Origin of the sequence: Succinivibrio faecicola (assembly GCF_019448115.1) — a bacterium.
GTDB lineage: Bacteria > Pseudomonadota > Gammaproteobacteria > Enterobacterales > Succinivibrionaceae > Succinivibrio > Succinivibrio faecicola.
Window position 1 is genome coordinate 67,811 of the sequence record NZ_JAGFNY010000001.1, and the last position, 21,693, is coordinate 89,503.

Genomic DNA, 21,693 nt, shown 5'->3' on the forward strand with positions numbered 1-21,693 from the left:
AATTACATAGCCTTGTGGCAAGTTCTTGAGATAACGTCCATCTGCTGTTCCTTGGTTAAGTCGATGAACTTAACAGCATAACCTGAAACACGGATGGTGAAGTTTGCATACTCAGGCTTCTCTGGGTGCTCCATTGCATCTAAAAGCTTCTCAGTACCGAATACGTTAACATTTAAGTGGTGAGGGCCCTGATCGAAGTAGCCGTCTAAAACGTTAACCAGGTTGTTGATACGCTCATCCTCAGAGTGACCTAAAGCATCTGGGCTGATGGTCTGGGTGTTAGAAATACCATCTAATGCATACTCATATGGAAGCTTAGCAACTGAGTTTAATGAAGCTAATAAACCAGACTGCTCTGCACCGTATGATGGGTTAGCACCAGGAGCTAAAGGCTGACCTGCCTTACGTCCATCAGGGGTTGAACCAGTTGCCTTACCGTATACAACGTTTGAAGTAATGGTAAGAATTGAGGTTGTAGCCTCTGAATCACGGTATGTGTGACGCTTCTTTAACTTGGTTAAGAAGGTCTTTAATAACCATACTGCAATCTTATCAGCACGATCATCATCGTTACCGTAACGTGGGAAATCACCTTCGATTTCGAAGTCAACAGCAATGCCGTTTTCATCACGGATTGGCTTAACCTTTGCATACTTGATAGCTGAGATTGAGTCTACAACGTGTGAGAAACCAGCAATACCAGTTGCGAAAGTACGACGAACATCAGTATCGATTAAAGCCATCTCAGCAGCTTCGTAGTAGTACTTGTCGTGCATGTACTGAATCAGGTTCAGAACATTTACATATAGATTTGATAACCACTCAAGAACGATGTCATAGTTAGCCATAACTTCATCGTAGTTTAAGTACTCTGAAGTGATCTTTGGTAACTTAGGTCCAACCTGCATACCGGTCTTGCAGTCGATACCACCGTTGATAGCGTATAACATAGCCTTTGCTAAGTTTGCGCGAGCACCGAAGAACTGCATTTCCTTACCAGTCTGAGTTGCTGATACGCAGCAGCAGATTGAGTAATCATCGCCCCACTCAACACGCATTACGTCATCGTTCTCGTACTGAATTGATGAGGTGTTGATAGAGATCTTAGCAGCATACTTACGGAAGTTCTCTGGTAACTTTGAAGTATAAAGAACAGTTAAGTTAGGCTCTGGTGATGGACCCATGTTCTCTAAGGTGTGTAAGAAACGGAAATCGTTCTTAGTAACCATGTGACGACCATCCATACCGAAACCTGCAACCTCTAAGGTAGCCCATACTGGGTCGCCTGAGAATAACTGGTTGTATGAAGGGATACGAGCAAACTTAACCATACGTAACTTCATTACTAAATGGTCAATTAACTCCTGAGCCTGAGCCTCAGTTAAGGTACCCTCGTTGATATCACGCTGGATATAAATATCAAGGAATGTTGAAACACGGCCAACTGACATAGCAGCACCGTTCTGAGTCTTGATAGCAGCTAAGTAGCCGAAGTATAACCACTGAACTGCTTCACGAGCATTGTTAGCTGGCTTAGAAATGTCAAAGCCATAGCTTGCAGCCATAACCTTCATAGCATTTAAAGCCTTGATCTGGTCTGCTAACTCTTCACGCTGACGGATGATGTCGTCAGTCATGGTGCCACAACCGCAGTTAGCTAAATCAGCTTTCTTCTGAGCAACTAAGAAGTCGATACCGTATAAAGCTACACGACGGTAGTCACCAACGATACGGCCACGACCATAGGTATCTGGAAGACCAGTAATGATCTTGTTCTTACGAGCAAGTCTCATCTCAGGAGTATATGCATCGAAAACTGCCTGGTTGTGAGTCTTGTGGTACTCGTTGAAGATCTGGTCAAACTTTGGATTTGGAGTATAACCGTAGGTGGTGCAAGCTTCCTGAGCCATCTTGATACCACCGTATGGCATGAAAGCACGCTTTAAAGGCTTATCAGTCTGTAAACCAACAACAGCTTCTAAATCCTTTAATTCTTCAGAGATGTAGCCTGGACCATAAGCATTGATACCTGAAACAACCTCAGTTTCCATATCAAGTACGCCGCCCTTAGCGCGTTCCTGATGCTGAAGCTCCTGTAACTTGCCCCATAGCTTGTCTGTAGCTTCTGTTGGTTTTGCTAAGAATGATTCGTCGCCATCATAAGGGGTATAGTTGTTTTGAATAAAATCACGTACATTAACGTCATCTACCCAGTGTGAACCGGTAAAACCGCGCCATTGCTCTATCATGCTTTAACTCCGAAATAATGTAAGACGTATATTGCCTTAAGTTTATTTAATCTTTAAAGAGAACTAATCTCTAATTTGCGAGTGCATTATATCTATATAAATATGAATAACAAAGAAAAAAAGAATAATTAAATTAAGAATAATTCTTAATAATATTTTTTCTTTATAATACAGTATGTTAGCAAATAGTATTTAAACCTTGTTAATAAACCCATTTTAAAAACATTTGCTATGACCATTAATTTTGAATTAAATACGATTATTTTTTTAAGAAGAGAGATATGAATTTCTAGAGTTTTTTGTTTATGAGTCATAAAAAAAATCACAAAATACTCTATCAATACCAGGAGTATTCTGTGTTTTAATCAAAATTTTTCAAACTATTAAAACTATGTTGTTTCACACCTAAAGTTTAATAATTCAGCTACTTTCAGCTCTTGTCCAGCTGTGTATACAATCCAAGATTTACAGTAGACAGATCGTCTCCAAGATGCTCTACAAACAGTTTTAATTTACTGTTTGAAAGCATATTTTTTCTTTCTTTATCTATTGTATTTAGGTAACACTGTCTTGCTTTATCTTCAGGACAGTTTGGAGGAATTCCCTTGTATGATTCAAGTTTCAACTCTATTGGATGACCTATATATATAGAGAATTTTGTTCTTAGATTATGATGAAAATCAGGTGCCTGTAATAACAGATTCATATCTGATGACATCTGAATAGTCCAGTCATATTCACTATTCTTTATTCTGTTTGAATAGCAAAGTGCACTATAGGTTGGGCCTGAGGTGTATCCTGCGTTTATAATGTCTTTGTACCAGTCATCTTCTTTTAAAAGATCAGGATAGAAATCCTTTGTCTCAAGTTTTCTTCCTAAGGCTCTGTTCTCATAGTTTTGCTCCTGCTCTATAAGCTCAAGATTCCCTGCTTTTAAACTCATAGGATTGCCATCAGGTAGCGCCGCATTTATTTGACTTGATTGAGGAATATCGATTGCTACAGGAAGCTCTATACTAGCAGTTGTACTTGTTGATTCTCCATCATATGAATCGTAAGACTCATCTGTGTCATCGTCATCTATATACTCAGCACTATGTTGTGTATTATCAGTTGTCTGTATATCAGCGATGCTATCATTAAGTGCAGTTGAGACAGTAACACTCTTATTTGTATCTTCGCTTTTTACAGAAGAATCTACAATATTTCTGTTAGTTCCGAATATTCCTGAAAGACTGTCATTTACAGCCTTCAAGAGACCATCAGAATAGTTTTTCACTGAAGTATTGTCTGAGCTGTTCTCATTATTTGAAAGATTTGAATTAACTGTTGCAATTACACTGTAAAGATCAGGAATATCCTTTCTTATCATTACAGTATTCTGTTCTGATTTTTCATCAAAAATATCAGAAACATCGATAACAGAATAACAGTTATCCAATAGATCTTTATCAGAGCTGTTCTCTTCAGATACGGATGAATCAAATTCAATGAGACTATCATCTGATGAGACAAACTGCTCTGAATCATTCTTTTTGAAATCATTAAGACTCTGTTCTGCTTCATTTATAACTTGCAAAGCATCAACTTTTTCATTAAGAAGCTTTGCTTCAGCCTTTAGGTTTTCATTTAGTTCTTTTTGCTGTTCATCAAGACCTAAAGCTGCAAGTTGAGCCTGTCTTAACTGCTCATCTATTGAAAGCTCTTCACTTTCCTTTTGTTCTGTAAGTGTAAAATCTTTTGGATCAGAACTATTTTGTTCATCAGCAATCTTGTTATCTGTTTGTGATGAATTCTTATGTGACAAGTCTGATATTAAAGATGAAATACTTTCAATGTGACTTGTTTGTCCTACTGATTTTGATTTATTGTTTTCTATAAATTTGTTTTTAGAATCTATAAGCTCTTTTATATAGTCTGCAACAGAGTTTACTAATGTTATGAATGGATCATCGTTAAGATCAAGAGCTGTAATTGGAGCTGATTTTGGAAGAATATTTGATTTAACAGCAGTAGTACCTACATCAATCTGGGGATTTAATACCTCTTTTAATAATGATGTAAATTTACCATTATTCTTGCTGCCGCCTTTAACTGTACTATCAGACTGTGCCTTAAGAGCTGAAATAAGATCGTTTAGTTCATCACCCTTACCAGATACATTATGATTTTCCTGATTAATATCAATACTCTCTGGGATCTTAGTTTCAATAATATCATCAATGGTTATTTGTGATGGCTCATCAACAGCATTTGCTTCATCGATATTCTCCTGGACTATTGATTTTACAGATGTCTTATCATTATCTGAATTGTTAGTTAAAACTGATTGTTCAGATGTTGTCTGTAAAGAATTATCAATTAAAGGCTCACTGTTGAGTTGTGTTTTATCATCAGCTGATACTTTTGTCTCTAAATTAGACTCTGACTTTTGCTCACTATCGGCTATAAGGTTATTATTTTCAGTTTCTTCATCTGCTTTTTTATTATATGAACCTGCAATGAAGGACTGATATAAATCAAGCGGGGTTAATGAATCATCACACAGTGGCTCAGTGATAATAACAGTGTTGTCTTCACCTATCCAATCTTTTTTTTTTGAGCTGAAAATGCAAGCAGTCTTAAAACTGCCATTTCAAAGGCAGTAGACTGATCAGGTGCATTCTTGCACTCCTCAATACCTGCAAGACAGATCTGATAGTAAAGTTGAACAGCTTCAGCTGTGAATGATTTTGCATAATTATCCAAAATTGCATTATCAAGAGAATAGATTCTAAGTGAGTTTCTATTGCCCATCATCTGATAAAGTGCAAGATCATGAAAAGCAGTTACAAGATCGTCTAAAAGATTCTTGTAATTAGGACTAATTGCTCTGATATTATCAAGAACAGTTGCAAGATCAGTTTGTGAATTAGTCTTTAAAAGCTCTAAAATCTGAACTACAAAGCTGTCACCTGCTGTAGACAGCATAGACAGTACAGTATCTTTTGTAATGTTGCCATTACCAAGTGCTAAAGCCTGATCGCATAAAGAAAGAGCATCTCGCATTGAGCCTTTTGCTGCTCTTGCAAGCAGGTAGGATGCTTCATTTTCAAGAGCAATACCTTCTTTTTTACAGATATTGTCAATCTGATAGGCAATCTGCTCTATTGTTAAAGCTTTTAACTGGAACTTCAGGCAACGTGATAAAACAGTTGTAGGGATCTTATGTGGATCTGTTGTTGCAAGAATAAATTTAACATATGCAGGAGGCTCCTCCAATGTCTTTAACAGCGCATTAAAGCTGCTGTTTGAGAGCATATGAACCTCGTCAATAATATATATTTTGAATCTTCCCTGCATAGGTGGATACTGTGTATTTTCAAGCAGAGCCCTGGTATCATCAACCTTAGTCTGAGATGCACCGTCAATTTCAATCACATCAGGGAACACACCGTTTTGGATGCTGATGCAGTTTGAGCATTTTTCAGATCCATCCATATGAGGATGAGCGCTGATACCATTCTCACACTCAAGGCATTTTGCAATAATTCTTGCAATAGTTGTTTTACCAATACCTCTTGTACCTGTTAAAAGGTATGCATGATGAATTCTATTTTGTTCAATAGAATTGATAAGAGTATTGATAACATGTTCCTGACCTACAACGTCTTCAAAACACTGTGGTCTGTATTTTCTTGCAAGAGCCTGATACTGTGAGTTTGATTCAATCATGTTTATATCTTTTTTACTAATGACCTGGGAATTTTACTAAAGATAGTACATCAACTCCAAGATCATTGAGCACTTTTTTGCCACCTAAGTCAAATAACTCAATAATAAAGGCAAAAGAAACGATCTTTGCTTTTGCCTGGTTTACAAGTTCAACCATAGCCTTAGCTGTACCGCCTGTTGCAAGCAGATCGTCAATTAAAATTGCTCTTTGACCTTCCTTTATAGCATTCTCACTGATTTCAAGAACGCTTTTTCCATATTCAAGACTGTACTCAACTGATCGAGTCTTTCTTGGTAATTTACCTTTCTTTCTTACAAGAACAAGGCCAATACCAAGTTTATATGCAAGAACACTTCCAAATATAAAACCTCTAGCATCAGCTGCAACTATGCAGTCAGCTTTTGTATCCTTATAGATGTCATAAAGAAGATCAATTGATTCTTTAAATGCATCTGCATTTTCAAGAAGTGTTGTTATATCTCTAAACAGAATACCCTCTTTTGGAAAATCCTGTACTGAGGCAATGGATTTACCTAAAATTTCAACTCTTTTATCAAAATCCTTAACCTTTGATGTATCTGTCATTTTTAGATCCCTAGTAAATTTTTACATCATTTTATCAAAAATTTTATGATAATCTTACAGCTTATAAAAATAATAGTAATGAGTTATAAACAAACTGATATGAAATATAAAGCTGTACTATTCGATCTTGATGGAACTTTGCTGGATACTGCAAGAGATATTATGCAGGCTTGCAATTACACACTTGAAAAATTCGGATTTAGTAAACTTGATGAAAGTATTTTAAGAACAAAGATTACAGCCGGTATGAGAGAGATGATGAAACTGTCTGTACCCAAAGATAAATGGGACAGTGCCGGTGTTGAAACAGTAATGAGAGACTGTTTTGCAAACTATTATACTGAGCACATCAATGACAGGACTGTTCCTTTTGATGGAATAAATGAACTTATGGCAAAGCTTGCAAATAAAGGAATAAAAACAGCTGTCATTACAAACAAGTATGAAGCTATGGCCAAAAAGCTACTGTCAAAATATGAGTTTTCAAAAAATCTTACACTGATCCTTGGATGCGATTCACTTTCTCATTCAAAACCTCATCCAGAGCCAATTTTAAAGACACTTGAAAAAATGGGATTAAGCTCAGATCAAGCAGTATATATAGGTGATCACAAGAATGATATAACAGCCTCAAATGCTGCAAATACAGACAGTATTGCAGCTTTATGGGGATACGGCACGAATGAGTGTGATGATGTATCAAACTGGGGCGCTACCTATATTGCAAAAGATGTAAAAGATATATTTTCAATCATTTTTTGCTAAGATATATAAAAAGAATCACAGGCTTTAAAAGAATATGAAAAAGTTAAGTTTACTTGTACTAATGGCTGTAACTCCATGTGCATCATTTTCTGCTGCTGTCTATGACAAGGGTGGAACAAGCTTTGATGCATTCGGAAGTATTGATGCTGTACTAATGAATGATCATGCATCAAGAGATATCAGTGCATTTAATGGCAAAAATAATAATGACAATGCTCTTTTAACCAGAGTCAAACTAGGTATTGCAGGAAGAACAAAGGTTAATGATTCACTAAGTGCTATTGGCTACTCCATGTGGGATATGCCAACTGGCAATCACGGTATTGATAAGATAAAAGCAAGAGCTCAGTACGTGGGATTAGATGCCTGTCAGTATGGAATTTTAACATTCGGTCGCGGTGATACAGCTTTTTATACTGTTGCAGGTACAACTGATGTTTTTAATCAGCTTGATCAGATAGTTAATGACTACTATACACTTGGCAGTGAAAAACCATCACAGTTTATGTATTCAGTATCTTCACTTGGCTGGGATGTAAGATTATCAGTACAGACAGCTACATCTGATGTAGATTCAAAAAACGTTGATATTCACAACGGTGCTGCATTTAGTGTGGCAACTAGAACTAACAGTGGCTTTGGTTTTAGCTACGGTATTAACTATACAGATTTTCAGTATGAAAACGACTTAACAAAGGTTTCATATTTTGCAGAAAACATAAATGTAATGCATAACAACAGCAACACGGATGATCTTGGCTTTGCATATATGCTAAGACCTTCCTGGAAGATTGACAAGGGCATTGCTCTAACCTATGGAAATATGTATGAAGGCTTATATGCAGCATTAGTAGGCACAGTTACAAAATATGATGGTTTTACAAATCGTCTGTACTCATATGAAGCATTATTAAGCTATACATTTGACATTGGTATAACTCTTTGCTCCTACTACGGAATCAAGAGATTTAATGGTGCTAACATCATTTCCAATGCTGTGCTGTCAGCAAGCTATCAGATAGCACCGACATTTAAGATTTACACAGAGGCAAGCTTTGATGTAAATTCAAAGCCTGAACGTTACTATTCACATGAACAGATAAGAAACATAGCACTTGGGGAAAATAAAATATTGATTGGTGCTCAATATTCATACTGATGTGCTATGATTAGAAAAATTGAGGAAAAATCATATGAAAATTCATAAAATTGCACTTGCAGTATCATCTGCTTTTTTTGCTTTGAATACTTATGCTGCAACAGGTTTTAAGGTTCCTGTTCACTATAATATTGAACTAGTTGACGGTTCTGATGACACTGACAACTATTCAAGATTCAACAGAATTCTTACTTTAACACCAGGCAAGCATCAGGTTGTTTTAACCTTTAAGGATACCTTCAAATCAGGCACCGACTCCAGAATGGTTCAATCTATCGATCCATTGGTTATAGATATTGAGAACCTGAAAAATGATGAGGTTATCTCTTTTAACTATAAGCGTCCTGCAAATGAAGAACAGGCTAAAACATATGCTCACAATCAGAAGATTGTTCTTATCGACAATAACTCTGGTCGTGAACTGACAAAAGATGAGGCAACATATTTTATCCTGACATCAGACAGCGGTTTTGCTCTGATGCGTGATTACAAAAATGAGCTTATGAGCCTGAATCGTCTATATGCTCCAAGCTATGTTCCAAATGCACAAAGAGAAATGACTCTTACAGAAAACGGAGCACCTACAATTAGAGCCGGCTCTGAGCGAAATGCAAACTATCAGGTAAATGGTCAACAGGGAATTACACTCAAGCCTTTAGCAAACAACTCTAGTGCGATGACAACTTCATCAGCACCTGGCTCTAAAGTGAATGCTGATGTTTACAATGAAATGATAAGACTTTACAACCAGGCTGATGATGCAACAAAGCTTAAGTTTGTAAAATATGTAATGTCTCACTAATTATTATTTGAATACAAGGCAGCGAAAGCTGCCCTTTTAGTTTATGAAAAAGATCCCTTTAACTGTAGTAGTTTTAACTTATAACGAGCAGAACAATATTGAAGAATGTCTCAAAAGTGCTGCATTTGCTGAAGAAATTCTTGTTATAGATGGTGGATCAAAAGATCTGACAGCGGATATTGCAACAAGGCTTGGAGCAAAAGTTCTTTTTCATGAACTAAACAATGATTATGCATCACAAAGAAATTTCGGAATTGAAAATGCATCTAATGACTGGATTTTCATGTTGGATGCAGATGAAAGGATCACAAAAGAACTTGCACAGGAAATTACATCCTGTGTAGAAAACAATCTTGATGAAACATATAGAGTTTCAAGAGAGAACCACTTTATTCAGGGCAAGTGTCTTCATGGTACTTTAAGGCCTGATTATGTGGAGAGACTATTCAAAAAAAATGGCTCCTGTTATGAGGGTATCATTCATGAAAGACTGAAGACACCATACAGACTCAAAAAACTCAGGGGCCGACTGATTCATTATCCATACTATGATTTTGAATCACACCTTAACAAGCTGAATAAATATACTACGCTACTTGCTAAAAAGTATCATGAAAAAGGAAAGAAATGCTACTTTGTAAGGGATATTCTTATTAAACCTGCATTTGCATTCTTTAAAATGTACATAATTCATGGTGGTTTTTTAGATGGAAAACTAGGTCTTGAATTCTGTTTACTGCACTATTTCTATACTTTTGAAAAATATTTAAAACTGCACAGCCTAAACAAACATAACGGACGCATATAATGCTAATTTCACTCATTATTTCAACATATAACAGACCTGCAGCTTTATCGCTTGTACTGCAGGCTTTAAATTATCAGACTGATAAGGACTTTGAAGTTATTATCGCTGATGACGGATCATCTGATGAGACAAGAAAACTCATTGCTCAGATGACTATAAACTGTGTATATCCTATAACTCATGCCTATCAGGAAGATAAAGGCTTCAGACTTTCAAGAGCTAGAAATCTTGCTGCATCCAAAGCATCAGGAGACTATCTGATTTTTATTGATGGTGACTGCATTCCAAGGCCTTCTTTTATTAAAAACCACAGAAAACTTGCTGCAAAGAAAACTCTTGTCTGCGGAAACAGGATCCTGTTGTCAGAAAAATTTACAAAAGAAATAGAATCTAAGCAGATAAAAGTCTGGAACTATAATTTCTTTAATTGGCTTAAAACCTATTTTACAGGTGGTGTAAACCGTCTTCATCCTCTGATTACACTCCCAATCAATACATTTAGAAAACCAATTAAAAACTGGAAAAAGGCTCGTGGCTGTAATCTTGCTCTATTCAAGGAAGATTATCTTAACGTAAACGGTTTTGATAATTCATTCTCTGGATGGGGATATGAGGACAGTGAATTTGCAATCAGACTTCTAAATTCAGGTGTAATGCTAAAATCTGGTCGGTATGCAACAGGTTTACTTCATCTTTACCATAAAGAAAATGACCGTTCATTTGAAGGAGAGAACCTAAAACGCTTACAGGATAGAATGAATAGCAGTATAACACGCGCTGAAGATGGCATATTTGAGCTCAATAAATAATAATCATTGCTAATTTTGCAATTTAAAATGTGAGCTTTAAAAAATTTTAATAAAAATATTTGTAAAAAATGAAAGAGTTACAACAAAAGTAACTCTTTTTTTTTATTATTTTCCTATAATGAAAAAGACTGCTAGAGCCTAGCTCCTGGCATAATATTATTATTAACATTAAGAAAGTGAATTGAGTATGAATTTTTTATCTTCATTAGGTGTACAGGCAAAGCTTTTGCTTGCTTTAGCAACAGTAATATTTTTTACTATCATTATTGCAATCATTGGTATAGCTACAAACACTGTGTCAAGAAATGCAGCTTTATATGCCAAGAATGTTATTGAAGATCATTATTCAGTAATAATTCAGGTATCTAATTCTACAAATGCATTCCACGATGATGTTACTCTCTTTAACAACTCTGTATCTTCATACAATAAAGAAACAGCAGAAAAGACTAACAGCGATATAGAAAAGCTACAAGCTGCAATTTCAAAACTCCAGATTATGGATAATGCAGATACAGAGATTATTAACGATATTAAAGAGCACATCTCAAAGGCTATTGATGTATATAAGAATAAAATGGAAAGAATGATCGACAGAGGCTATTCTGTTGACGTTAGAAATTGTTACAACGATGAATTCTATCCTACCATCAATGAAGCTATTGAGCACTTAAACGAACTTGTAAGTACATATCTTTCTCGAGTAAATCAAAACGTTACCGAACTTACATCATCAACTCCTACCTACCTGATGATCACAATCTCTATCATTGCTATTCTTTTATCAGGTATTATTGCATACAAGCTTCCAAGAGCATTTGTCGGAATTTTACATTATGCAGTAAATCAGGCAGCTGTTATTTCACGTGGTGATCTGTCACAGCCACTACATGCCAGAGGCAGAAAAGATGAGTTTGGTGAACTTATCGATTCTTTAGAAGCTATGCGTGCTGAATGGCAGGATAACATAAAGGTTATCAAGTCAGCTGTATCAAATGTAGAAAAGAGCTTTGAGAATATCGATGTAGCTGCAAATACTATGAATGACAAGGCTCAGGAATCTCAGTCACGCTCTATTACAGTTGCAGCTGCAGCAGATCAGATGGTATCTACAACATCAGATATTGCAAAGAACTGTGAAACCGCTGCAGCAAACTCAAATCAGTCAAACACTACTACACAAGATGGTGTACGTAAGGTTCAGATGACTATTGAGGGAATTCAAAGCCAGGTTCAAAAATCAAAGCAGGATGCTGACAATGTTCAGTCTCTTGTAGATCAGGCTCAGAAGATTGGCACTATCGTTCAGACCATTGATGATATTGCATCTCAGACTAACCTGCTTGCATTAAATGCTGCAATTGAGGCTGCAAGAGCTGGTGAAGCAGGTAAGGGATTCGCTGTTGTAGCAGATGAAGTTCGTGCCCTTGCATCAAGAACATCATCATCAACTCAGGAAATCACAAAGATGGTTACACAGATTCAGACAAATGCAAACACAGCAAACGAATCTATGCAATCATCTGTTAAGAACATGGATGAGCTTGCAGTTGAAACTGCTACCATTGAGAGCCTGCTCAATGATATTTCAATGCAGGTAAGCCAGGTTAATGCTCAGATTGGTCAGATTGCAACTGCAGCTGAAGAGCAGACAACAGCAACTGCTGAAATCTCAACTAATATGCAGGATATCACCCATTCATCAGAAGATCTATCAACAGAATGTTCACAGGCAAGAGCTGAAGTTGACAAGTCAATTGATCTTCTAAAGCATCTTGTTGATTCTCTATCAAAGATCAAGATATAAGATTCAATTCACTCAATTAAGGTCAGATTTTTATCTGGCCTTTTTTATTGTACTTATCTGTGCAAACTAAAAAAATTAGCATTGAAAAGGTGCATCAGTTAAAACAGTTTATCCGTCATGTTAAATTGAATTTGAGGTACACATATGACAGATTACAGTTTCTTTCAGTTTATTATGAAGATCAGAAATATCACAAGGTTTTTGAAGTATCAAAATCATCAACTGCTCTTTTAATTATCGATCTGCAAAATACATATACAAAACTTGGAAAAACCAAAGATACAAAAAGATTCTCTAATTTCAGTAAAGACTTGAAAATGTCGTTATTCCAAATACCAAAAAGCTTCTTTTTGAGTTTAGAAAAAGAAAGATGCAGATAATTTACTGCAGAATTGCAAGCCTTCTTAAAAATGGTAATGACCGATCGCTATCGCAAAAACTTGAAGGCTGGAACAGTACTCTTCTTTTTAAAGATGACTATGACAGTCAGATCATTGATAGTATTGCACCACAAAATGAAGAGATTGTACTTACTAAAACAACTGATAGTGCTCTTACAGGAACAAAGTTAAGACTTATTTAAATAATCTGTCCATAAAGACTGTTGTATGCGCTGGTATCTTTACCGATCAGTGTGTATCCTCTACAGTCAGATCGTTAAGCGATGAAAGCTTTGAGGTGATAGTACCACATGATGCAACTGCTGCAGGCACTATGGAGCTTCACAATGCAGAGCTTACTGTTCTCAACCATATTTACTGTACTGTAATGAGTTCAGATAAGATAATAGAGCTTTTAAAGTGAATGGAAATGCTCATAGATAAGCTCAGCCATTTCTTTACTTATTGAAGGTACCTTGGACAGTTCCTGAACACTTGCGTTCATAACTTCTCTTATGCCACCAAGATGTTTTAATAAGGCCTGACGTCTCTTTGGTCCTATTCCTTCAATATTCTCAAGAGCTGAGTGTACTCTTGCCTTTGCTCTTCTGTTTCTGTGACCAGTTATAGCAAAACGATGGGACTCATCTCTAATGTGCAGAACTATCTGCATAGCAGGATCATCAAGAGAAAGATTGATAGTCTCTCTTGTATATCCAACAACGAATGTTTCAAGACCTTCCTTTCTGCCTTCACCTTTTGTAACAGCAAGTAAAAGAGGCTTTTTAACATCAGGATCGGTAAACAGTTTTGAAATGACATTTTCTGCCTGACTCAACTGACCTTTACCACCGTCAATGAAAATAATATCAGGAATAATGCCTTCCTTAATATTTTTAAATCTTCTGTTTAATACCTGATCCATAGCAGCAAAATCATCGCCAGGCGTAATTCCATCAATATTAAAACGTCTGTAATTTGCAGTATCAGGACCTTCTCTATTAAAGGATACGCATGATGCTACAGTAAGCTCACCTTGAGTATGAGAAATATCATAGCACTCCATATGCTGTATTCCTGTCATATTAAGAAGCTTTTCAAGTGAATCAATTCTTCTTTTGGCAGTTGTACTGTCTGCAAGTTTGATAAGCAGAGCTGAATTTGCATTTTCCTTTGCAAGTTTTAAGTATTTTGCCCTATCAAGTCTTACTGAATTTGAGATTGTTAATGAATGATTAAACTGCTCTTTTACAGCTTCAATAATAACCTCAGGAGAATTTATCTTTGCATCGGTAATAATTTCCTTTGGCAGAATACCGACACGTGAAGATGATAGATAATACTGCTCAATAAATGCAGTAAATTCATCTGTATCAGTATCAACTGAATTTTTTGTCATTAAATAAGAGCGCGAAGCTATGATTCTGCCCTGTCTTATATAAAGTACATGATTACAGATAATATCCTGAGCACTCTGTGTTGCAATAACATCAGCATCAATGTCGCACTCAGAGCTTACAGACTGGCTCTCCTGTACTCTTCTTAATGCTAATAACTGATCTCTAAGCTTAGCTGCCATTTCAAATTCTAAAGCATTAGAATGAATCTCCATTCTTTGTGTCAGAGAATTTAAAACATCCTGATTCTGTCCTTTTAAAAACATACGGACATAATTTACCTGACTTAGATAGTTTTCGTACTGCTCATCACTCATTTGAACACATGGAGCTAAGCATTTGCCAATCTGAGCCATAAGACAAGGTCTTGAACGATGTTTATAAACAGTATCAGTACACTGTCTTATAGGAAAAAGGTTCTGTAATAGCTTTAAGCTTTCTTTTGCTGCCTTTGCATCAGGATAAGGACCAAAATACTCGCAGTCTATTCTCTTTTTACCTCTGTAGTAATGAAGCGCAGGATGCTTTCCCTTTGTCAGAATAAGATAAGGATATGACTTATCGTCACGTAAAAGAATATTGTAGTGAGGCTGATACTTTTTTATAAGATTATTCTCAAGGATTAAAGCTTCAGCTTCTGAAAATGTAATAGTAAATTCAATATGATGAATATGGCTTATTAAGGCAAGAGTCTTTTTGTTTACATCCTTTAGAAAATAGGATGAAAGTCTTTTTTTCAGATCTTTTGCCTTACCGACATAGATAACAGTATTCTCATCAGAATACATCTGATATGAGCCAGGACGGTTAGGAACAGTCTTTAAAAATGAGCGGTAATCAAAACTAATAGATGCAGCCATATAGAACCAAAAATTGTTAATTTAAGTCTATTTTAACATCTAAAAGTAAAAATAAGTGTCTTATAAAACAACACAAATAAAAAAGGCTGAAAATAACTTTCAGCCCTTTAAAATTATTTATCTAGTATTTAGAAAGCAGCAACAACTGCACCATTGTACTTGTCGTTGATGAACTTCTTAACCTTGTCTGACTGTAAAGCCTTTAAAAGAGCCTTTACGCTATCTTTCTTTACAGACACTGAATTACCAACAACTACGTTTACATATGGAGAATCAGCATTTTCGATGAATAATGCATCCTTTAATGGATTTAAACCAGCATCGATAGCATAGTTAGTATTAATGATTGCACCATCAACATCATCTAATGAGCGAGGTAACTGTGGAGCCTCTAATTCCTTGATGTTTAAGTTAAGCTTGTTCTCTTTGATATCTAATGGAGTTGCAGAAATTGCCTTTGGATCTTCAAGAGTAATTAAACCTGCAGTCTGTAAAAGAAGTAATGCACGACCGCCGTTGGTTGGATCATTAGGAATTGCAATGGTTGCACCCTTTTTTAAATCCTTTAAATCCTTTAACTTGTGTGAGTAGAAACCGATAGGCTCAATGTGAATACCACCAACCTCAACTAAATCAGAACCATGATCCTTGATAAATGAATCAAGATATGGACGGTGCTGGAAGAAGTTTAAATCTAATAATTTGTCAGATACAGAGGTATTTGGCTGAACATAATCATTAAATTCAACAATCTTTAAATCAATACCCTGAGCCTTTAGATCTGGCTTTACAACCTCTAGGATCTCAACGTGAGGAACAGGTGATGCACCGATGGTTAAAGTTTCAGCTGCATTTGATGAGAAAGATAATACTAAAGCAGCGACTGAAAGTAATAATTTTTTCATTTTTATCTCCAAAATTCGTTAATTTATCTGTTGAAGCTATGATGCAATTTATCTAAAAAAATATCAATAAAAAGATAATACTATTTTTTAATATATCTTTATAGAAAACAACTATAACTTATCTATGATCAACCCGTTTTGCAAGAAAATCACCTAAAAGCTGAGTTAACTGCACCATAACGATAAGAATAAGAACAGTCATAACCATAACCGGTAACTGAAAACGCATATAGCCATAGCGAATTGCAATATCTCCAAGACCACCGCCACCGATAGTGCCTGCCATAGCTGAACAGCCAATAATAACAATTACTGTAAGAGTAAAGTTTGCAATAAGTTCAGGCATTGCCTCAGGTATGAGCACTCTTACAATTATTCTAAATGGACTTGCACCCATAGATTGAGCAGCCTCAATAAGACCATAAGGAACAGTTTTTAATGATGTTTCAACAAGTCTTGCTAAAAATGGAATTGTTGAAACAGTAAGAGGTACGACTGCTGCAGTAGTTCCAATAGATGTGCCAACAAAAAACTTTGTAATAGGAATAATTGCAACCATCAAAATAATGAATGGTACAGAACGAAGTGCATTGACAACAGTTCCAAGCGCAGTATAAAAATGCTTTGAATAATAAAAATATCCTTTTGATGTTACAAGAAGAACCACGCCTAATGGCACTCCAAGAACAATTGATACTAATGTTGCAAGAAGTACCATATATGCTGTATCAACAGTTCCGTTGAACAGAAGAACTGTAATTTTTGCAGCATAGGATGAAAAACCAAGCTCTGTTAAAAATTCAATCACACCCCACCTCTATTCAACTTCATAACCTAATAGTTCAACCTTATATACTCTGTCTGTAAGCTCCTTTAAGGCTGTATCAATAGCATCCTTTGATCCATCTACTGCTATTACAAGAAAGCCTAAAGGCTGATTCTGAATATGATTAATCTGACCTGCCATAATAGAAATCTTTGCATTTGTCTTTATAGCAACATCAACAATTACAGGATCATTTGCTCTGTCACCTAGGAAGGTTAACAAGAACCATGCTCTGCTGTTTTCTTTATATTCAGAATAAAGTTTTGTATATGACAGAAGATCATCAAGATCACGTCTTACAACAGTTGCAACAAGGTGTTTTGTTAAATCTTTTTGTGGAGATGCAAAAACCTCAATGGTATCTCCCATTTCAGAGATTACACCACCGTCAATTACAGCAACTCTGTCACAGCACTCCTTTATAACCTCAAGCTGATGAGTGATGATGACAATAGTTAACCCAAGGCGATCTCTAAGTGAGCACAAAAGCTTTAAAATTGAACTTGTTGTTTTTGGATCAAGTGCAGATGTAGCTTCATCACACAAAAGAATCTTTGGATTTGTTGCAAGAGCTCTTGCTATACCTACACGCTGCTTCTGACCGCCTGATAATTGAGCTGGATATACATTTGCCTTATCATCAAGACCTACTAAAGATAAGAGCTCTAATACCCTTTTTTTAATCTCGTCTTTTTTAAATCCTGCTATTTTCAGAGGAAAAGCAACATTGTCAAAAACAGTGGCACTGGATAAAAGGTTAAACTGCTGGAATATCATGCCAATAGACTGTCTAACCTTTCTTAAGTTTGCCTCTGAATAGGATGTAATATCCTCACCGTCTATAATAACCTTTCCGCTAGATGGTGTTTCAAGCATATTGATAAGTCTAATAAGTGTAGACTTACCTGCACCTGAAAGTCCTATTACACCAAAGATTTCACCTTTTTTGATATTAAGGGATACACCTTTTAAAGCATGAAGAGAAGTATTTTTATCAAGCTGATAAATCTTGTGAAGATTTTCTAATTTTATCATTGCCTAAGTATTCTCAAATAACAATCGCATATGCTATGCGATTTATCAGGAAAATTTTATACTAAAAGTAAATTTTTTTCATATATTTGTTACAATGGATATATCTTAATACAAAATTATAATAAAGCATAAGGCATTTTTTAATACGGCGGTTAATCTAATGGCTTTCGGATTATTCTCAAACAGAAAAAGCGATACTGAAAAACAGAAGGGCACATTTTCTTTTTTAAATAAGCTGACAACTCAGTCAGCATCAAAGCCAAACAGCAGTCTGGTTCATGATTTTGATGATGAAAACAGTTTTTCAGTTCCATCAAACAAAGATCTATTTGCTAATGTCCACTTAAATGACAATCTTAATTTTCAGCAGGAAAACATGAGTGCTGACATAAGCTTCAACCAGGATATAACCGATCCTAAAATAGAACAGAATTCAAATACAGATCCTTATTCTGCTCTTGCCCCTAATCAAGAAGACGATTCAATCCGATCAAAGTACTATACATATGCAGGTGATGAGTCTTATTTAAACGAAGAAGGTAGAGACAACGATCATCTGTATATTGGACCTGGTGAACCATTAACACCAAAAAGAAGAAAAGTTGAACAGCAAGCTGAAGATACAAAACCACAGACTGAGGATAAGGCAAATCCATTAAATCTATCTGAAAACACAGCTGTTCAAGGAAATGTTGAAAATATCAAAGAGCCTTCAGCAAAAGAAGATGATCCGTTCTTATTCAGTAATGATAAACAGAATTTGACAAATTCTTTTGAACGAGAGCTTATTGACAGAGCTCCTCGCTTTGAGAAAACAGTTGATACACAGAATAATCTTTTTAATGAAAATACTGACAGTCAGAACTATGAGACTGAATCAGTATTTGGTGCAAATCAGTTAAATTCTCAAAATACTGTTTTAAAAAATTCTTTTGAGGAAAATATTGCACATAATAATGATAAAAATGCAACTGAGAACAAAAAGACTTTAGGCTTTCCCCTACTTACGGTTCTGTTTTTCAGAAAACTTTTTGCATCATTGTTTACCTACACAAATCTTGGAGCTGTATTTACCAGCTCTTCTATGAAGTTTTTTGGTCCATCATCACCATCATTCATGATTGTTCCTTATTTCTTTGCCGGTTTTATCTGTACAGTAGGGGCAATGATCTTTGCAAAAATTGCAAATCCTCTTTTAAGCTCAAGCGTAGCTTTTACAATTTATGTACTGATTACAGGATGTAATGGATTTAGTGGAATAGGAACACTCATTTCTACAATGAGTCTTAGAAAAATTGATTTCTATGCAAAAGCAGTGATTGTTCTTGTAACAATGCAGATCTTTATTGCATGCTTTGACAGATTCCTAGAAATTTATAAGATTGACACTTTGTTTGCGCTTGGATTTGCTGTTATGACTATGCTTGCAGCTTTTACTGCAGCAACATTGAACTACGGTCACAAGGATGATCCTGTAAGCACCTACGGTTCATTATCTTTAAGAGGTCTTGCTATCAACTCTGTTATCGTTCTTGCTGTTACATTTGTAGTTCTTGATTGGCAAATCGCTCTATCAATGATAGGAATATGTCTTTTTGTAAGAGTATCAATAGGACAGTACATGTACATAAAAGACTTAAATGCGGGTATCGCTAACGTATGTGCAGTAAAGCTGATAACACTCATTCTTTTAATGCTTGATCTTACCTTTGCAGCAAACGATCTACCTTTCATTTCTGCTCTATTAAAGAGCTAAAAAATTAAAGCCGTATATGAACTTTTACATTCATATACGGCTATTCCGCTATTGCCAAGTTGGGAATTCTTTATTATTTAGAAAAAGGCTTTCTTAAAATAGCATCGAGTTTGTAATCACTTACCTCAACATCACTGACCGTAATGTCTTTTAATTTTAAATTATACAAATTCTCAAAATTCTCAGATGTAACTGAAGCTAAATAATCTTCACTAACATTTTTAAACTTTGCAATAAAATCTAGTGTATATCGTACAAATGCAGGCTCATTCTCAATTCCTCTGACAGGAATAGGCGCAAGATAAGGACAGTCTGTTTCAACAAGCATTCTGTCAAGAGGAACATATTTTATAACCTCTCTTACATTATCTGATGCCTTAAAGGTAGAAATACCTGTAAAAGAAATATAAAAGCCAAGATCGAGGCATTCTCTTGCCATCTGCACAGAATCTGTAAAGCAGTGGATCACACCACCAACATCTCTTGCATTTTCAGATTTAAGTAAAGCTACTGTATCTTTATGAGCACATCTGGCATGTATAACAAGTGGCTTTTTAACCTTTAGTGCAACCTGAAGCTGTTTTGCAAAAGACTCTATCTGAGCATCCTTTGTTTCTTCAGAATAAAAGTAGTCAAGACCTGTTTCGCCTAATGCAATAACCTTATCTGAGCTTAAAAGATTCTTTTCAAGCTCTTCTTCACTAAAGTTAGGCTCTTCATCAAGATTCAGTGGGTGAATTCCAACAGCATGATAAATGTTGTCGTATGAGCCTAAAAGCTCCATCCCCTTCTTAAATTCTGCATTTGTGCATGATACATTCAAAAAATGACTGACATTGCAAAGATTTGCTCTTTTGATAATCTGCTCTATGCTGTCTGCTGCCTTTGAATTCAGAGATAAACCTGTAAGATGGCAGTGTGAATCAACCAAATAAGTCATTTTATGAATATATACCTTAAAAATTTGCGGGCATATTTTATCAAAAACAAATCACTTTGTGTGATTAATGACCCAATTATTTTTCAAAAATTATGAGCCAAATAAACATAACCCTATGATTAAAAAGTCAAATAAATTATCTAATCAACACAATTTTTTTATTTTTGAAAAACATCTAATAGATATGAACTGAAATTTCAAATATCAGTCTAGATTTTTTTTACATATGTCTTTAATGCAGCAGTTTTCACAATCAGGTTTTCTTGCTGTACAAACATATCTACCATGCAGCAAGAGATAATGATGAGCATTGTAAAGATGATCTTTTGGAACCTTTAAAACTACGTTTTTTTCAACATCTTTTACAGTTTTTCCAATACAAAGACCTGTCCTGTTACAGACACGGAATATATGTGTATCAACAGCAAGAGTATTCTGTTTAAAACCAACATTTAATACAACTTTTGCAGTTTTAGAGCCAACTCCAGGCAATGATACAAGAGAGTCATAGTTATCAGGAACTAATCCATTGAATCTTGTAACAAGCTCGTTTGACATTTTTTTGAGATTCAACGCCTTATTCTTATAAAGCCCAAGTCTTTTAATGCAGTTTTCAATTACCTGCGTATCAAGTAATGACATGGCTTTGGCATTTGGAGCTATTTTAAAAAGAGATGGAGTTACACTGTTAACAGCTTTATCTGTTGTCTGTGCTGATAGCATTACAGCACAAAGAAGCTCAAAATTATTATTAAAATCAAGTTCTGATTTTGGATTTTTAAACTTATCTGAAAGTCTGTCAAAAAGTATTTCAATAGAATCTTTATTTAATTTATTCATAAAAAGTCTTTGATATCAATCACATGATAAACGATTATTTAGTCCTTTGTTTTAT

19 protein-coding genes and 1 pseudogene are annotated in these 21,693 nt (G+C 35.5%); 10 read left to right on the forward strand and 10 right to left on the reverse strand.

Annotation, left to right across the window (positions count from 1 at the left end):
* Positions 1-2: 2 nt before the first annotated feature.
* Entirely contained in the window at positions 3-2,249 is a 2,247-nt protein-coding gene (gene pflB, locus J5V48_RS00350) for a formate C-acetyltransferase (RefSeq protein WP_219935784.1), read from the reverse strand.
* Positions 2,250-2,679: 430 nt separating this feature from the next.
* On the reverse strand, positions 2,680-4,056 hold the full coding sequence (locus J5V48_RS00355; RefSeq protein WP_219935785.1) for a hypothetical protein: 1,377 nt from the start codon (positions 4,054-4,056) through the stop codon (positions 2,680-2,682).
* Between the two features lie 133 nt (positions 4,057-4,189).
* Here J5V48_RS00355 and J5V48_RS00360 point away from each other — a divergent pair, with 133 nt between their 5' ends.
* The gene (locus J5V48_RS00360; protein ID WP_219935787.1) at positions 4,190-4,417 is read left to right on the forward strand and encodes a hypothetical protein; all 228 of its coding nucleotides are present in this window, start codon (positions 4,190-4,192) and stop codon (positions 4,415-4,417) included.
* A 412-nt stretch (positions 4,418-4,829) separates the two neighbouring features.
* On the opposite strand, the gene dnaX is transcribed toward J5V48_RS00360, so the two are convergent.
* Together dnaX and apt are read right to left on the reverse strand one after the other, a co-directional pair.
* Positions 4,830-5,963, reverse strand: a complete 1,134-nt coding sequence (gene dnaX / locus J5V48_RS00365) for a DNA polymerase III subunit gamma/tau (RefSeq protein WP_219935789.1) — start codon at positions 5,961-5,963, stop codon at positions 4,830-4,832.
* A gap of 16 nt (positions 5,964-5,979) precedes the next feature.
* A complete protein-coding gene (apt, locus tag J5V48_RS00370) occupies positions 5,980-6,549 on the reverse strand; it encodes an adenine phosphoribosyltransferase (protein ID WP_219935791.1) in 570 nt (189 codons plus the stop codon).
* Positions 6,550-6,648: 99 nt separating this feature from the next.
* Here apt and J5V48_RS00375 point away from each other — a divergent pair, with 99 nt between their 5' ends.
* From J5V48_RS00375 to J5V48_RS09865, 8 genes and pseudogenes are all read left to right on the forward strand, one after another.
* Entirely contained in the window at positions 6,649-7,314 is a 666-nt protein-coding gene (locus J5V48_RS00375) for an HAD family hydrolase (RefSeq protein WP_219935793.1), read from the forward strand.
* 34 nt (positions 7,315-7,348) lie between these two features.
* The gene (locus J5V48_RS00380) at positions 7,349-8,473 is read left to right on the forward strand and encodes a porin (protein WP_219935795.1); all 1,125 of its coding nucleotides are present in this window, start codon (positions 7,349-7,351) and stop codon (positions 8,471-8,473) included.
* A 34-nt stretch (positions 8,474-8,507) separates the two neighbouring features.
* Positions 8,508-9,275 (forward strand): DUF2057 family protein, encoded by a 768-nt coding sequence (locus J5V48_RS00385; protein ID WP_219935797.1) that lies wholly within the window; start codon positions 8,508-8,510, stop codon positions 9,273-9,275.
* Between the two features lie 43 nt (positions 9,276-9,318).
* The gene (locus J5V48_RS00390) at positions 9,319-10,083 is read left to right on the forward strand and encodes a glycosyltransferase family 2 protein (protein ID WP_219935799.1); all 765 of its coding nucleotides are present in this window, start codon (positions 9,319-9,321) and stop codon (positions 10,081-10,083) included.
* A complete protein-coding gene (locus J5V48_RS00395; protein ID WP_219935801.1) occupies positions 10,083-10,892 on the forward strand; it encodes a glycosyltransferase family 2 protein in 810 nt (269 codons plus the stop codon). The genes J5V48_RS00390 and J5V48_RS00395 overlap by 1 nt, the downstream gene beginning before the upstream one ends.
* A 187-nt stretch (positions 10,893-11,079) precedes the next feature.
* Positions 11,080-12,699 carry a methyl-accepting chemotaxis protein gene (locus J5V48_RS00400; RefSeq protein ID WP_219935802.1) on the forward strand — a complete coding sequence of 540 codons (1,620 nt, stop codon included), beginning with the start codon at positions 11,080-11,082 and terminating at the stop codon, positions 12,697-12,699.
* 89 nt (positions 12,700-12,788) lie between these two features.
* Positions 12,789-13,079, forward strand: coding sequence for a hypothetical protein (locus J5V48_RS00405; protein ID WP_219935804.1), 291 nt, complete (start codon positions 12,789-12,791; stop codon positions 13,077-13,079).
* Positions 13,070-13,503 (forward strand): annotated as a pseudogene (locus J5V48_RS09865) (cysteine hydrolase family protein). The gene J5V48_RS00405 and the pseudogene J5V48_RS09865 overlap by 10 nt, the downstream one beginning before the upstream one ends.
* Here J5V48_RS09865 and uvrC read toward each other — a convergent pair.
* From uvrC to J5V48_RS09980, 4 genes are all read right to left on the reverse strand, one after another.
* Positions 13,495-15,336, reverse strand: a complete 1,842-nt coding sequence (gene uvrC / locus J5V48_RS00420; RefSeq protein WP_219935806.1) for an excinuclease ABC subunit UvrC — start codon at positions 15,334-15,336, stop codon at positions 13,495-13,497. The pseudogene J5V48_RS09865 and the gene uvrC sit on opposite strands and share 9 nt — an antisense overlap.
* Before the next feature lie 128 nt (positions 15,337-15,464).
* Positions 15,465-16,241, reverse strand: a complete 777-nt coding sequence (locus J5V48_RS00425; protein ID WP_219935808.1) for a MetQ/NlpA family ABC transporter substrate-binding protein — start codon at positions 16,239-16,241, stop codon at positions 15,465-15,467.
* A gap of 118 nt (positions 16,242-16,359) precedes the next feature.
* Entirely contained in the window at positions 16,360-16,959 is a 600-nt protein-coding gene (locus tag J5V48_RS00430; protein ID WP_219936094.1) for a methionine ABC transporter permease, read from the reverse strand.
* 99 nt (positions 16,960-17,058) lie between these two features.
* Positions 17,059-18,102: a methionine ABC transporter ATP-binding protein gene (locus J5V48_RS09980; protein WP_219935810.1), complete on the reverse strand. Its 1,044-nt coding sequence runs from the start codon at positions 18,100-18,102 to the stop codon at positions 17,059-17,061.
* 160 nt (positions 18,103-18,262) lie between these two features.
* On the opposite strand from J5V48_RS09980, the gene J5V48_RS00440 reads away from it, so the two are divergent.
* A complete protein-coding gene (locus J5V48_RS00440; RefSeq protein WP_219935812.1) occupies positions 18,263-19,858 on the forward strand; it encodes a hypothetical protein in 1,596 nt (531 codons plus the stop codon).
* 73 nt (positions 19,859-19,931) lie between these two features.
* On the opposite strand, the gene J5V48_RS00445 is transcribed toward J5V48_RS00440, so the two are convergent.
* Positions 19,932-20,798, reverse strand: coding sequence for a TatD family hydrolase (locus tag J5V48_RS00445; RefSeq protein WP_219935814.1), 867 nt, complete (start codon positions 20,796-20,798; stop codon positions 19,932-19,934).
* Positions 20,799-21,002: 204 nt separating this feature from the next.
* Complete coding sequence (gene nth / locus J5V48_RS00450; protein ID WP_219935816.1) at positions 21,003-21,638, reverse strand: endonuclease III; 636 nt, start codon at positions 21,636-21,638, stop codon at positions 21,003-21,005.
* Positions 21,639-21,693: the final 55 nt, after the last annotated feature.